Raw genomic sequence first — 13,001 nt, 5'->3', positions numbered from 1 at the left:
ACGCAAAGCAACCGTTTTCGGGGCAAAACATGACCAACTCGTCCATCTGCGTCTTCTGTGGCTCGCGTTCGGGGCGGCGCACGGCCCATGCCGAGGCCGCCCGCAGCCTTGGCGCAACCATAGCGAGCAATGGCTGGCGGCTGGTCTATGGCGCAGGCGATGTAGGACTGATGGGCGAAGTGGCGCGGGCGGCGATTCAGGCCGGGGCCAAGACACTGGGCGTGATCCCCGTGCATCTGCTTGCGCGGGAAAAAGGCAAGCGCGACCTGTCAACGCTGGTGATCACCGAGGACATGCATGAACGCAAGAAAGTGATGTTCATGAACTCGGACGCAGTGGTGGTGCTGCCGGGGGGGGCCGGGTCACTTGACGAGTTTTTCGAGGTGCTGACCTGGGCGCAGATCGGGCTGCATGGCAAACCGATCTTCCTTCTGGATGTCGATGGCTACTGGCAACCGCTGCTCGCGCTGATCGACCATGTGATCGCCGAAGGGTTTGCCGATGTCTCGTTGCGCGGGCATTTCACTGTAGCACCGGATGTGGCGGGGCTGGAGGCCGCCCTTCTGGCACGGCTGGCCCCATAGGAAAGGCCGCCGCATCGCCTGCGACGGCCCTTTTTCCGTTATCTTTGTGGCTGTGGCCGAGGCTTACAGCTTGGCGGCAACAGCTTCCCAGTTGACCAGCTTTTCCAGGAAGTTGGTCAGATAGGCCGGGCGCTTGTTGCGGAAGTCGATGTAGTAGCTGTGTTCCCACACGTCGCAGCCCAGAAGCGCGGTCTGGCCAAAGCACAGAGGGTTCACGCCGTTTTCGGTCTTGGTGACCTTCAGGCTGCCGTCCTTGTCCTTCACCAGCCACGCCCAGCCCGAACCGAACTGACCGGCACCAGCGGCGGCGAAATCTTCCTTGAACTTGGCGACCGACCCGAAGGCCTCGGTCAGCGCACTTTCGAGCGCGCCCGGCATCTTCTTGTCTTCGCCCGGCCCCATCACCTCCCAGAAAAGGTTGTGGTTCCAGTGCTGGCTCGCGTTGTTGAAGATGCCGTTCTGCGCCACGGCGCCGGACTGATAGGTGCCGCGAACGATGTCTTCCAGCGACTTCGCTTCCCACTCGGTCCCGGCGATCAGCTTGTTGCCATTGTCGACATAGGCCTTGTGGTGCAGGTCGTGGTGGTATTCCAGCGTCTCTTTCGACATGCCCAGAGAGGCCAGTGCGTCATGCGCATAGGGAAGATCGGGAAGGGTGAAGGCCATTGGCTTGCTCCTAACAAGGTATTGAAGAGATCACATGGAATAAGAGGTCTCGCGGCGGGAAGGTCAACCCCGCCGCGGCCGCAGACCAGCTTTATGGCAGGATATGCCATGAGGATTGCGGCAGCCGCCGGGCGCGGAAAGCCACCGTCCGTCCGCAATTGGCTTTTAGCCGAGCTCGCTGCCCGGCGTCGCCGAATGACTGAGAAGACCCATCACATAGCCAGCAACCGACCGGAAGCACACCAGAGTATAGCCGCCATCCTGCTGCCAGAACGCTGCGGGAACCTGAGCGGTGCGGCTGCGCCGCAACTCGCCCGGGGCAAGACGGTCCAGATCGGTGGGTGACAGCTTGCTCAGGACATCAGCGGCCTTGTCGCCTTCGATGCGGAACACCGCCCGCGCGTCGGACACATCAACGGCCAGATGGTGTTCACCCGCCAAGGCCTTGGCCAGCGCGGCCAGAGCCGTTGGAACCTCGGCGTAAGGCATCACCAGTAGGTATTCATCGGGGCTCATCCAGCCACAGGCACGGTCACCCGAAACCTCGATCCGGCGTTGAGCCGGCACCTTGGTGCCAACAGCTGCCTTGATGGCCTTGTCCAATACCTTCAAATCCTTGGCGCGCAAAGCTACCATGCCAACGGGGCCAATTTCGCGGACTTCGGCAAAGCCGTTGAAAGCCACGCCACCCAGTGCGGATACCGGATCAGACATTCTGCTTCTCCCCGTCCTTGTCATAGAACACCGCATCGCGCACCCGCGCTTTGACCGTGCCGCCGCTGACCGTGTTGAACTCCACCACCTCGCCCATGCGCTGCGGGCCGTGGTGCAAAAGGCCCATGGCAATGCCGCGCTTCAGGGTAGGGGAATAGTAGGTCGAGGTGACCCGCCCTTGGGTGTTGCGCTGGCCGTTGCCGTTCACACCTTCGGCGACGATATAGCTGCCATCTGGGATGACAGATCCGTCAAGCGTTTCAAATCCCACCAGTTTCCAGCGCTCCGGGCTGGCAAGGAAGCTGCGTTCCTGACCGCGTTTGCCAAGGAAATCGGCCTTCTTCTTGGAAATCGCCCAATCAAGACCAAGGTCTTGCGGAATGACCGTGCCGTCGGTTTCGTCCCCGATCATGATAAAGCCCTTCTCGGCACGCATGATGTGAAGACATTCCGTCCCGTAAGGCATTGCGCCCAAAGCCTTTCCGGCCTCCATGCACGCTTCCCAGAAGGCCGCGCCGTGGCTGGCGGGGACGGCGATTTCGTAGCTGAGCTCGCCCGAGAAGCTGATCCGGTAGGCCCGGACGGGAAAGCCGCCAAGGGTGCCGTCGGCCCATTGCATGAAGGGCAGCGCCTCTTTGGAAACATCCATCCCACCAAGGACTTGCAGCAGTTTCCTTGCGTTCGGGCCAACCACGGCGACTTGTGCGTATTGTTCGGTGACATTGGCGGTGTAGACCTGCCAATCCCACCATTCGCACTGAAGCCAATCCTCCATCCAGGCATGGATACGGTCAGCACCACCAGATGTTGTGTGGCACAACCAGGTGTCTTCGTCGATCCGCGCGACCACGCCGTCATCGGACAGAAAACCCTGTTCGTTGCACATCAGGCCGTAGCGGCACCTGCCTACCGGTAGTGTGCTCATCACGCCGGTATACATCATGTCGAGGAACTTGCCCGCATCCGGCCCTTTGACGATGATCTTGCCAAGGGTCGAGGCGTCAAGCAGGCCAAGGTTGGACCGGGTGTTCAGAACCTCACGATGGACCGCCTGTTCGTGGGTTTCGCCCGCGCGGGGGAAGCAGTAGGGGCGACGCCAGAGGCCGACGGGTTCGAAGTAAGCCCCTGATTGCTCATGGCTTTCATGCATCGGCGTGCGCCGAAGCGGCTGGAAGATCTCACCGCGCGATTCACCGGCCAGCGCACCAAGGGTGACAGGCGTGTAGGGCGGGCGGAAGGTGGTGGTGCCGACTTGGGGAATCTCTTGACCCAAGGCGTCAGCAAGAACGCCGAGTCCGTTGATGTTGCTGAGCTTTCCCTGATCCGTCGCCATGCCAAGCGTCGTATACCGCTTGGTGTGTTCGACCGATTGATAGCCTTCCCGTGCGGCAAGCTGCACGTCAGACACCTTCACGTCGTTCTGGTAATCCAGCCACATCTTTGACCGCAGCGTGATCGGTGCGCCTTGTGGCATGACCCAGATCGGCGGGATTTCGACGCTGGTTTTCACCGTCTTTGTCACGTCTTCCTTGCGTCTTCCTTTCGTCTCTACGCGCGCAGAGATGCCGGTTGACGCAACGGCCTCCAGAATGGCGGGAAGATCGAGCAGGCCAGCAGCCGCCCCCACGACCGAAACCATGGCGCTGCCGTCGTGGTTCAGCGGTGGGCGGGCCGGATCGGGAACGAAGGCCGAGATGGTTTCATCCCACAGAAGCTTGCCGCCACAATGGCTCCACAGGTGGACGACGGGCGACCAGCCGCCCGACATGGCGACGGCGTCACAGCTGACTTCCTCCAGCACCGCGCCTTCGCCGGCCTGCGCGCAGACCGCAACGCCGGTCACCCGCTTGCCGCCCTTTACCTTTGCAATCGCGCGCCCGGTCAGCACACGGATGCCCGCAGCGCGGGCGGCTTCGGGCAAGGCACCATCGGCGGTGTCACGGGCGTCAAGGATCACCGGCACTTCCAGCCCCGCCGCTTTCAGCGCGAGTGCGGTCTGATAGGCGGAATCGTTGTTGGTCACGACGACGGTCCGGTCACCCGGGGACACGGCATGGTTCACTACAAAGTCGCGCACGGCCCCCGCCAGCATGACGCCGGGAAGATCATTGCCGGCAAAGGACAGCGGGCGTTCGATCGCCCCGGTCGCGGTGATGATCTTGCCTGCCCGGATGCGCCAGAGCCGGTGCTTGGGGCGGCCATCGCCGGGGGTGTGGTCTGCAACGCGCTCATCAGCCAGCACATAGCCGTGGTCATAGACCCCTGCCCCCGTGGTCCGGGTGCGGATGGTCACATTGTCCATCGCGCGAAGATCGGCTTCGGCCTTGGCGAGCCAGTCTTCGACGGATATGCCTTCCACCGTTGTCTCGTCCACCGGGCTGCGGCCGCCAAGCTGCGGCGCCTGTTCCAGCAGGATGACGCGGGCGCCATCCTGTGCCGCCGCACGCGCAGCCAGAAGCCCCGCGACACCCGCGCCGACAACCAGCACATCGCAAAAGGCATAGGCCTGTTCGTAGCGGTCGGCGTCACCTGTCGTCGGGGCTTTGCCAAGCCCGGCCGAGTGGCGGATGATCGGCTCGAACACATGTTTCCAGAACGGGCGCGGATGGATGAAGGTCTTGTAATAGAACCCCGCCGGCAGGAAGCGCGAGACGTAGTTGTTCACCACGCCCACATCGAATTCGAGCGACGGCCAATGGTTCTGGCTGCTGGCCTCCAACCCGTCGAAAACCTCGGTCATGGTGGTGCGCTGGTTCGGCTCCAGCCGCGCGCCTGACCCAAGGTTCACCAAGGCGTTCGGCTCTTCCGGCCCCGAGGCAACAATGCCGCGCGGGCGGTGATACTTGAAGCTGCGCCCGACAAGCATCTGGTCATTGGCCAGAAGGGCCGAAGCCAGCGTGTCGCCATGATAGCCCTTCATCCGCTTGCCGTTGAAGGAAATTTCGACTGCGGCGGTCCGGTCGATCAGACGGCCGCCCTTGGCAAGACGCGTGCTCATTTCGTGGCCTTCCAGTCCGGCTGCCAATCGGGTCGGCGCGCCTGAATTTTCGCGATGATGTCGGCGGGGGGTTCAGAGACCTGCGCGGGGTAGGTTCCGAACACCTCCAGCGTGGCGGTGCAGCGGGCGGCAAGGAACCACTTGCCGCAGCCGTAGCTGTGGCGCCAGCGTTCGAAATGCACGCCCTTGGGGTTCTTGCGGGCGAACATGTAGGCTTCGAATTCCTCGGGCGAGGCACCGGGGCCGAAGCGCTTCAGATGCGCCTCATAGCCGGGGGAAAGTTCGGTCTCGTCGGCCATCACGCCGCAATAGGGGCATTCAAGGGTCAGCATGAGGTTGCTCCGTTGCGTTGCGTGGCCGACTGGGCGGGATGTGGAGACGGCATCAATGCGCCACCCCTGCCGCCACCGATTCGTCGATGAACCGGCCTTCCTTGAAGCGCCACATGTTGAATTCGGCGGCCAGTGGCCCGGGTTCGCCCTTGGCCATCAGTTCGGCCATCGCCCAGCCCGAGCCGGGGATCGCCTTGAAGCCGCCGGTACCCCAGCCGCAGTTGATGAAGCAGTTGCCAAGCGGGGTCTTGGAGATCAGGGGCGAGCGGTCGCCGGTCATGTCGACGATGCCGCCCCATTGGCGCAGCATTTTCAGGCGGCTGATGATCGGGAAGGTTTCCACCAGCGCGCGCAGGGTTTCCTCGATGTGGTGGAACGACCCGCGCTGGGTGTAGTTGTTGAAGCCGTCGGTGCCGCCGCCGATCACCATTTCACCCTTGTCGGATTGCGACATGTAGCCGTGGACGGTGTTGGCCATGACGACCACATCCATGCAGGGCTTGATCGGTTCGGACACCAGCGCCTGAAGCGCGACGGCCTCGATCGGGAGGCGGAAGCCGGCCATTTCGGCAAGCTGGCCGGAGTGGCCGGCGACGACCATCCCCAGCTTCTTCGTGCCGATGAAACCCTTGGTGGTGTCAACGCCGGTGACCGCGCCATTTTCGGACCGCACACCTTTGACTTCGCAGTTCTGGATGATGTGCATGCCCATCGCAGAACAGGCGCGCGCGTAGCCCCAGGCCACGGCGTCATGCCGCCCGGTGCCGCCGCGGGCCTGCCAGAGCGCGCCAAGGACGGGGTAGCGGGGGCCGTCGATGTTCAGGATCGGGCAAAGTTCCTTCACCCGCTGGGGGGTGATGAATTCGGTCGCCACCCCTTGCAGGGCGTTGGCGTGCTGGGTGCGCAGGTAGCCGCGCACCTCATGATGGGTCTGGGCCAGCATCATCACACCGCGGGGGCTGAACATGACGTTGTAGTTCAGATCCTGCGACAGGGTTTCATACAAGGACCGCGACTTTTCATAGATCGCGGCCGAGGGGTCTTGCAGGTAGTTCGACCGGATGATCGTGGTGTTGCGACCGGTGTTGCCACCGCCAAGCCAGCCCTTTTCGATGATCGCGACATTGGTGATGCCGAAATTCTTGCCAAGGTAATAGGCGGTGGCCAGACCATGCCCACCCGCACCGACGATGATGACGTCATAGGCGGGCTTCGGCTCGGGCGAGGCCCAGGCGCGTTCCCAGCCCATGTGGTAGCGGACTGCCTCACGGGCGATGGCGAAAACCGAATAGCGCTTCATCGGGGCCTCTTCACGGATAAGCCTGCGCCGGTTGTCCGGCAACCTTCTCTTGGAACGGTTGCGGGTTATAGCCGCACACGGCAGCGGCACAATCGGGAAATTTGCGACATTTGCCAACCTGTCGGAGGACTGCTGCTGCCTCAGGTGTCATTCGGGATAGGGCTGGACTGTTCGAGGGTTGATCCGGGGCCGTTCATGGGCAGAACGTGCAGCGGGCGGGTGCGGGGACTGCGGCTGAATGCCCCTTCCGCGAGGGGGGGGAAACAACTACATCGGGGCCGTGACTGACTGGGTGGGGTCATGGCAGATTGGGCGGGGATCGAGCGATTGATGGCAAATGCAGGTTTCTGGGCGGTTGCGTTGGCGCTGTCGGCTGTGGTGATGGCCGTTTTCGTTACCGCCTTGCGACGCGGGCGCGACGTCGAACTGGCGGCTGCGGCCGATCTGGCGATCTACAAGGACCAACTTGCCGAGATCGAGCGCGACCTGACCCGTGGAACCATCACCGCCGACGAAGCGGCCCGTCTGCGTGACGAAGTGGGCCGGCGGGTTCTGGACGCGGACCGCGCGCGGGCGGGTGGGACGGTGCAGGCGGGCGGTCAGGTAGCCTCGGTCCGCTTGTCCTGGCCTGTCGTTGGCATCCTTGCGGCGTTGGTGCTGGCCGGGTCGATCTACGGCTACTGGCGGATCGGCACGCCCGGCTACCCTGACATGCCGCTTCAGGCGCGGCTTGCCGGGCTGGATGCCGCAATAGCCACGCGCCCGACCCAGGCCGATGAGCTGGCACGGCTGGGCGTCAGTCCCGATGCTGCGGCAGATGCCGGGCTACGGGCGGCCCTAGCCGACGAAACCGACCCTGACCGCTTGCGCGACGACTTTGCCGCTCGGTTCGGCGCGGGAGAGATCCGGGCTGCGGTCCTGACCATGGGGCGGCTGGCCGAAGTGGTCGGCGACCAGATGACTTCGGCCGACCATACCAACAGGGCGATTGCACTGGTGGCCGAAGCGCAGGGATATGTCTCGCCCGAGGCAGAGGATTCCTTGCGCGCGGCCCTTACGCTCGACATCACCAACGAGGTGGCGCGCTATCTGGTGGGCGAGATGTTCCTGCAAGGTGGCCGGTTCGACCAGACTTTCCGCTTCTGGCGCCCGCTTCTGGAAGACGGCAATCCCGCAGCACCCTGGGTTGTGTCGATCCGCGAGCGGATCGAGGCCGTGGCGGGGCTGGCAGGCGTTTCCTACCGGCTGCCCGAAGGGCTTGGCCTGACACCCCGCCCCAGTCCCGGTGCAGGGCCTGGGGCCGGGGATGTGGCTGCCGCCGCCGAGATGGCACCGGAAGACCGGCAGGCGATGATCGAGGGCATGGTGGCACAACTGTCCGACCGGCTGGCGACCGAGGGTGGCGATGTCGAAGACTGGAACCGGCTGATCCGGTCTCTGGCGGTGCTGGAACGGCTGGACGAGGCGCAAACGATCTACGACGAGGCGAAAGAGCGCTTTGCCGGGCGCCCCGCCGAGTTGAGCTTTCTGCGGCTTGCCGCCGTGGAAAGCGGGCTGAAGCCGTGATCCTGCCCGACATCACCGAATTTGCCGCCGCCCTGCCCCCAAACCGGGCGATTGCCGGACTTGACCTTGGGGACAAGACCATCGGGGTTGCGGTCTCGGACCTGCGGCGCATCGTGGCGACCCCGGTCGAGGTGATCCGGCGCGAGAAGTTCACGCTTGATGCCGCAAGACTGCTGGCGCTGCTGGAGGCGCGGGGGGCGGTGGGGATTGTACTGGGCTTGCCCCTGAACATGGACGGATCGACCGGCCCAAGGGTGCAGGCGACCCAGGCCTTTGCGCGCAATCTGGAAAAGCTGACCGCCATGCCGATCAGCTTTTGGGATGAGCGTTTGTCGACAGTTGCGGCAGAAAGAGCACTTCTGGAGGCGGATACGTCACGCAAGCGTCGGAAAGAGGTGATCGATCAGGTGGCGGCAGGCTATATCCTGCAAGGCGCGCTGGACCGGTTGGCGCATATCGGGCGGGAGATCGACGATTGAAAGACGACGTCTGGAAGCGCGACGAGATCGCAAGCCCTTGCGTGAAGCTGTGCGTCGTCCATCCCGAGGCGCGGATCTGTGTCGGCTGCTTTCGCACCATCGACGAGATCAGCCAGTGGTCCCGGCTTGGCCATGCCGAACGCGCGGCGGTGATGGCCGAGTTGCCCGGACGCGCGCCAACGCTTGCCAAGCGGCGCGGTGGCCGGATGGCCCGGCTGGAGCGCTGAGCGCGGATTTCCTGCCAACCTTTTCAAATTGAGCGCCTTTGCAGGCGCAGGCCTTGAAGGTCGCCTGCGCGGTTGGGTGACAACTGGCGGGGTGCCGCTTGTCTTCCGCGATGGGGGGTTCACCCCCAAACCCCCAGAGTATTTCCAGAAAGAGCAGATCAGGGCGCGGTGAGCCAGGTCTCCACGTCCGGCAGAAGCGGGCGCAGGTAGGCGATCATCCGGCCTTCGGCTGGGGCGCTGTCACCGGGTTTCCATGCGGCGACGCCGTGCAGGGTGAGACGGTGCAGAAGTGTCGCCTCGCCGGGGCGGGCGGCAAGTTCGATCCGTGGGCAGGTGGCGAAGATCTGGCGGCGGGCGGTCTGGTAGGCGGCGCTCAGGTCGATGTCGCCCCAGCGGTGCGGCGGATGCGGGGCGAGGGCCTCGGTCAGGGCGGCGCGCAGGCTGTGGTGGCTGCCCTCCCACACCGTGAGGGGGGAGGCGGTGGTGTCGTTCAGCGGCAGGCCAAGGATCCAGGCGTGGGGCTCCTTTACCATGCGGGCCTTTTCGGGGCCGATGGGCAGAAGGCCGTCAAGATGGGCAGCGTCGCGGTCGCGGCGGAAGGCGAAGGCGGCGGCGGATTCGTCCGGCGAGGGTTGCGGATAGCCGGGGCGGATGACCGAAAGCTGGGCCGGATGCAGGGGTTCGGGGTGCAGGGGCAGCGCGGACCAGGGGAAGGGCGTGGCCCCGATGCTGCCATCAGGGCCATTGGGCAGGGCATCGACGCCGACAAACCATGTGCCACCGCAGCGCCATGGGTCGGTGCTGGAGGCGAGCGTTGCACAGGCCGCGGTGCGGGCGGCATCGGCCCAGTCGCGGATCGCCGGGTGGGAGGGGATGCGTTGCCAGCCGGTCTTTGCCAAAGCGGCCCCTACCACCCCAGAACCTTGCGCAGCATGTTGAGCGCCACCAGCGTCAGAAAGATCGCAAAGGCGCGTTTCAGGGGTTTGGGGTTCATCGCATGCGCGAGGCGAACGCCAAGCGGCGTGGTCAGAAGTGTGGTGCCGATGACGACAAGGAAGGCAGGCAGGTTCACCGCGCCGATGCTGTAGGGCGGTGCCTCGGCCACGGGCAGAAGCAGGAACCCCAGCACGGCAGGCACCGCGATCAGAACGCCAAAGCCCGAGGCCGTGGCCACCGCACGGTGGATCGGCATGGCGTAAAGCGTCATCAGCGGCACTCCGAAAGTGCCGCCGCCGATGCCCATCATCGCGGAAAAGAACCCGACCCCGCCGGCAAGGGCGCCGCGCACAGGCTGGCCCGGCATCGTGGATCCAAGACGCCAGCTGTCGCGGCCAAAGGCCATCCACAGGCCAGCCAGCCCAGCCAAAGCCCCGAAGACCGCCTGAAGGGTCAGCGACGACACCCGCGCGGCGACATAGGTGCCGATTGCGGCCGAGATCACCAGCATTGGCCCCCAGTCCTTCAGCACCTGCCAGTCAACCGCGCCCTTGCGGTTGTGCGAGGAAACCGACCGGAGCGAGGTGATCACGATGGTGGCAAGCGAGGTCGCGACGCAGACCTGCATCAGCTGCGCCCCGCCATAGCCCAGATGCGCGAAGGCGTAGAAGAAAGCGGGGACCAGCACGATCCCGCCGCCCACACCCAAAAGCCCGCCGATCACCCCGGCAAACCCGCCGATCACCAGAAGTGCTGCGACCATGGGCAGAAGCGTGGAAAGTTCGGGCATCGGGTCACCTGCGTCCTGTTCGTGCCGACATAGCTCGACGGACGGACCTGCGCCAGAGGTCAAGGGGGCTGGTCAAGGCGGGCGCCAAACTGTAATTCCGGGGTTTCGCGCCCGGGCCTGCGGCCTTGTGTGCCGGCTGCTGCGCCGTTTTACGTTCCTGAAGGTATCCCGATGACAGACCGAATTCTGCGTCCCGCGCTTGTGTTGGGGTTGCTCTCTTCAATCGGGCCGTTTGCGATCGACATGTATCTGCCGGCCATGCCCATGATCGGCGCGGATCTGGGCGGGTCGGTTCAGGCGATGCAAAGCACGATCACCGCCTATTTCATCGCCTTTGGTCTGGCGCAGCTGATCTACGGGCCATGGGCCGACCGGTCAGGGCGCAAGCCCCCGCTTTATGCCGGGATCGCGGTGTTCATTCTGGGATCTCTGGTCTGCACCTTTGCGCCCACCGTGGAATGGCTTCTGGCGGGGCGTTTCGTGCAGGGGCTGGGCGGGGCTGCGTTGATGGTCGTGCCGCGCGCGATCATCCGGGACATGTATACCGGCCATGCCGCAACGCGGCTGATGGCGGCGGTGATGATGGTGATTTCCGTATCGCCCATGCTGGCCCCCTTGGCGGGGTCGGGCGTGATGGCGGTGCTTGACTGGCGCGCGATCTTCGGGGTGCTGGTCGTGGCGGCCTTTGCCAGCCTGACGATCCTTGCGCTTTTCCAGCCCGAGACCCTTGCCCCGGCAGACCGCCAGCCGCTGAACCTTGGTGTGATGCGGCGCGGGGCGGCGAAGCTGTTCACCGACCCCTTGTTCATGGGGCTGACCTTTCTGGGCGGCTTTGGAATGGCGAGCTTCTTTGTGTTCATCGCCTCGGCCAGCTTTGTCTATACCGGCGATTTCGGCCTGTCGCCCACCGGGTTTTCGCTGGCTTTTGCAATCAATGCGATCGGGTTCTTTGGCGCATCTCAAGCGGCGGGGCCGCTGGGTTTGCGCTATGGGGCCGCGCGGGTGATGGCGGTGGCCTCGGTCGGGTTTGCCGGGTTCACAATCGCCCTTTTTGCGCTGGCACTGGCGGGAGGAGTAAGCCTGCCGGTCTGTGTTGTCGGGCTGTTTCTGGCCAATGCCTGTCTGGGGCTGATCATTCCCACGACCATGGTGATGGCGCTTGACGCGCATGGCGACATTGCCGGACTGGCCTCATCTCTTGGCGGGACATTGCAGATGCTGGCGGGGGGCGTGATGATTGCCGCCGCCGGGCCGTTCTTTGACGGCACGGTCACGCCGATGCTGGGGGCGATTGCGCTGTGCGGCGGGCTGGTGCTGGCGCTGTCGCGGCTGGTGTCGGCGCGTCAGGCGGCGGCGCTGGTCTGAACCTCGGCCAGGGCGGCGTCCAGCACTTCAAGCCCCGCGCCGGGGCGCGAGGCGCCTTCCGACAGCACCCGCCGCCAGCCGCGCGCGCCGGGACGCGCGGTGAACAGGCCGAGCATGTGCCGGGTGATCTGATGCAGCCGTCCGCCGCTGGCGAGATGGTCAGCGATATAGGGGCGCATGGCGTGGACGACGCCAAAGGCATCGGGGGCAAAGCTGTCGCCCCACAGGGCATCGGCCCCGATCAGGGTGGTGGCCGGATCATGATAAGCGGCGCGGCCGATCATCACCCCGTCGAGGCCCGCATCCAGCAAGGCCTTGGCCTGATCCAGCGTGGTGATGCCACCATTGATGCAGATGATCAGGTCGGGGAACAGCTCTTTCATCCGCAGCACAAGGTCATGATCCAGAGGCGGAATCTCACGGTTTTCCTTGGGCGACAGGCCTTGCAGCCAAGCCTTGCGGGCGTGGATGATGATGTGGCGGACCCCGGCCCCGGCGATCGTTTCGATGAACTTGGGGAGGATGGCTTCGGGATCCTGTTCATCCACCCCGATCCGGCATTTCACCGTCACCGGCACATCGGTTTCCGCGATCATCGCCGCCACGCATTCGGCGACAAGTGCCGGGCGTTCCATCAAGACTGCGCCGAAACAGCCCGATTGCACCCGGTCTGACGGGCAGCCGCAGTTGAGATTGATCTCATCATAGCCCCAGGGCCGCGAAAGCCGTACCGCCTGCGCCAGTTCGCCCGGATCCGACCCGCCAAGTTGCAGCGCGACGGGGTGTTCCTGCGCCGAATAATCCAAGAGACGCGGCTTCGGCCCGTGAAGGATGGCGGGGGCTGTGACCATCTCGGTGTAAAGCATCGCGCGGCGGGTCATCTGGCGGTGGAAGAACCGGCAGTGCCGGTCGGTCCAGTCCATCATGGGGGCGACAGAGAGCCGCGCGGCCGTGGTGGCTGCGTTCTTGGGCATTCAGTTTTCTCCTCGGGGGCGCCCGCGATGGGAAAGATCCCTCAGGCCCATCATACGCAAACGATCCCGG

The 13,001-nt window shown here is 64.6% G+C and carries 13 protein-coding genes; 5 read left to right on the top strand and 8 right to left on the bottom strand.

The features are described 5' to 3' along the window. Positions 1-29: 29 nt before the first annotated feature. Entirely contained in the window at positions 30-584 is a 555-nt protein-coding gene (locus QUV21_RS00660; RefSeq protein ID WP_300852415.1) for a TIGR00730 family Rossman fold protein, read from the top strand. A 63-nt stretch (positions 585-647) separates the two neighbouring features. Here the strand turns inward: QUV21_RS00660 and QUV21_RS00655 are convergent, their stop codons facing one another. The 5 genes from QUV21_RS00655 to QUV21_RS00635 form a co-directional block, all read right to left on the bottom strand. Then, positions 648-1,250 carry a superoxide dismutase gene (locus QUV21_RS00655; protein WP_300852413.1) on the bottom strand — a complete coding sequence of 201 codons (603 nt, stop codon included), beginning with the start codon at positions 1,248-1,250 and terminating at the stop codon, positions 648-650. Between the two features lie 165 nt (positions 1,251-1,415). Beyond that, on the bottom strand, positions 1,416-1,964 hold the full coding sequence (locus QUV21_RS00650) for a sarcosine oxidase subunit gamma family protein (RefSeq protein WP_300852411.1): 549 nt from the start codon (positions 1,962-1,964) through the stop codon (positions 1,416-1,418). Continuing rightward, a complete protein-coding gene (locus QUV21_RS00645) occupies positions 1,957-4,962 on the bottom strand; it encodes a sarcosine oxidase subunit alpha family protein (protein WP_300852410.1) in 3,006 nt (1,001 codons plus the stop codon). Before QUV21_RS00645 ends, QUV21_RS00650 begins: the two co-directional genes overlap by 8 nt. After that, positions 4,959-5,294, bottom strand: coding sequence for a sarcosine oxidase subunit delta (locus QUV21_RS00640; RefSeq protein WP_300852409.1), 336 nt, complete (start codon positions 5,292-5,294; stop codon positions 4,959-4,961). Before QUV21_RS00640 ends, QUV21_RS00645 begins: the two co-directional genes overlap by 4 nt. Before the next feature lie 52 nt (positions 5,295-5,346). Further along, positions 5,347-6,594: a sarcosine oxidase subunit beta family protein gene (locus QUV21_RS00635; RefSeq protein WP_300852407.1), complete on the bottom strand. Its 1,248-nt coding sequence runs from the start codon at positions 6,592-6,594 to the stop codon at positions 5,347-5,349. 300 nt (positions 6,595-6,894) lie between these two features. Here QUV21_RS00635 and ccmI point away from each other — a divergent pair, with 300 nt between their 5' ends. The 3 genes from ccmI to QUV21_RS00620 are packed head-to-tail and all read left to right on the top strand — an operon-like array spanning position 6,895 to position 8,866. After that, complete coding sequence (gene ccmI, locus QUV21_RS00630) at positions 6,895-8,160, top strand: c-type cytochrome biogenesis protein CcmI (RefSeq protein ID WP_300852405.1); 1,266 nt, start codon at positions 6,895-6,897, stop codon at positions 8,158-8,160. Beyond that, positions 8,157-8,639 (top strand): Holliday junction resolvase RuvX, encoded by a 483-nt coding sequence (gene ruvX, locus QUV21_RS00625; protein WP_300852403.1) that lies wholly within the window; start codon positions 8,157-8,159, stop codon positions 8,637-8,639. The genes ccmI and ruvX overlap by 4 nt, the downstream gene beginning before the upstream one ends. Continuing rightward, positions 8,636-8,866, top strand: a complete 231-nt coding sequence (locus QUV21_RS00620) for a DUF1289 domain-containing protein (protein ID WP_300852402.1) — start codon at positions 8,636-8,638, stop codon at positions 8,864-8,866. The genes ruvX and QUV21_RS00620 overlap by 4 nt, the downstream gene beginning before the upstream one ends. A gap of 158 nt (positions 8,867-9,024) precedes the next feature. On the opposite strand, the gene QUV21_RS00615 is transcribed toward QUV21_RS00620, so the two are convergent. Further along, positions 9,025-9,765, bottom strand: a complete 741-nt coding sequence (locus QUV21_RS00615) for a hypothetical protein (RefSeq protein ID WP_300852400.1) — start codon at positions 9,763-9,765, stop codon at positions 9,025-9,027. Positions 9,766-9,773: 8 nt separating this feature from the next. Continuing rightward, the gene (locus QUV21_RS00610; protein ID WP_300852398.1) at positions 9,774-10,592 is read right to left on the bottom strand and encodes a sulfite exporter TauE/SafE family protein; all 819 of its coding nucleotides are present in this window, start codon (positions 10,590-10,592) and stop codon (positions 9,774-9,776) included. Between the two features lie 171 nt (positions 10,593-10,763). On the opposite strand from QUV21_RS00610, the gene QUV21_RS00605 reads away from it, so the two are divergent. Further along, positions 10,764-11,957 carry a multidrug effflux MFS transporter gene (locus QUV21_RS00605; protein ID WP_300852396.1) on the top strand — a complete coding sequence of 398 codons (1,194 nt, stop codon included), beginning with the start codon at positions 10,764-10,766 and terminating at the stop codon, positions 11,955-11,957. Here the strand turns inward: QUV21_RS00605 and dusA are convergent. After that, entirely contained in the window at positions 11,936-12,931 is a 996-nt protein-coding gene (dusA, locus tag QUV21_RS00600) for a tRNA dihydrouridine(20/20a) synthase DusA (RefSeq protein ID WP_300852394.1), read from the bottom strand. The genes QUV21_RS00605 and dusA overlap by 22 nt on opposite strands. Positions 12,932-13,001: the final 70 nt, after the last annotated feature.

This window comes from Tabrizicola sp., from assembly GCF_030373185.1.
GTDB lineage: Bacteria > Pseudomonadota > Alphaproteobacteria > Rhodobacterales > Rhodobacteraceae > Tabrizicola.
The sequence above is the reverse complement of the archived record's forward strand: the minus strand, read 5'-3'. Positions and strand labels throughout refer to the sequence as shown.

What these genes read in the sequence shown, in the direction of transcription:
- QUV21_RS00660 (WP_300852415.1), top strand. Translation starts at nt 30, where the DNA reads ATGACCAACTCGTCCATCTGCGTCTTCTGTGGCTCGCGTTCGGGGCGG.
- QUV21_RS00655 (WP_300852413.1), bottom strand. Translation starts at nt 1,250, where the DNA reads ATGGCCTTCACCCTTCCCGATCTTCCCTATGCGCATGACGCACTGGCC.
- QUV21_RS00650 (WP_300852411.1), bottom strand. Translation starts at nt 1,964, where the DNA reads ATGTCTGATCCGGTATCCGCACTGGGTGGCGTGGCTTTCAACGGCTTT.
- QUV21_RS00645 (WP_300852410.1), bottom strand. Translation starts at nt 4,962, where the DNA reads ATGAGCACGCGTCTTGCCAAGGGCGGCCGTCTGATCGACCGGACCGCC.
- QUV21_RS00640 (WP_300852409.1), bottom strand. Translation starts at nt 5,294, where the DNA reads ATGCTGACCCTTGAATGCCCCTATTGCGGCGTGATGGCCGACGAGACC.
- QUV21_RS00635 (WP_300852407.1), bottom strand. Translation starts at nt 6,594, where the DNA reads ATGAAGCGCTATTCGGTTTTCGCCATCGCCCGTGAGGCAGTCCGCTAC.
- ccmI (WP_300852405.1), top strand. Translation starts at nt 6,895, where the DNA reads ATGGCAGATTGGGCGGGGATCGAGCGATTGATGGCAAATGCAGGTTTC.
- QUV21_RS00610 (WP_300852398.1), bottom strand. Translation starts at nt 10,592, where the DNA reads ATGCCCGAACTTTCCACGCTTCTGCCCATGGTCGCAGCACTTCTGGTG.
- QUV21_RS00605 (WP_300852396.1), top strand. Translation starts at nt 10,764, where the DNA reads ATGACAGACCGAATTCTGCGTCCCGCGCTTGTGTTGGGGTTGCTCTCT.
- dusA (WP_300852394.1), bottom strand. Translation starts at nt 12,931, where the DNA reads ATGCCCAAGAACGCAGCCACCACGGCCGCGCGGCTCTCTGTCGCCCCC.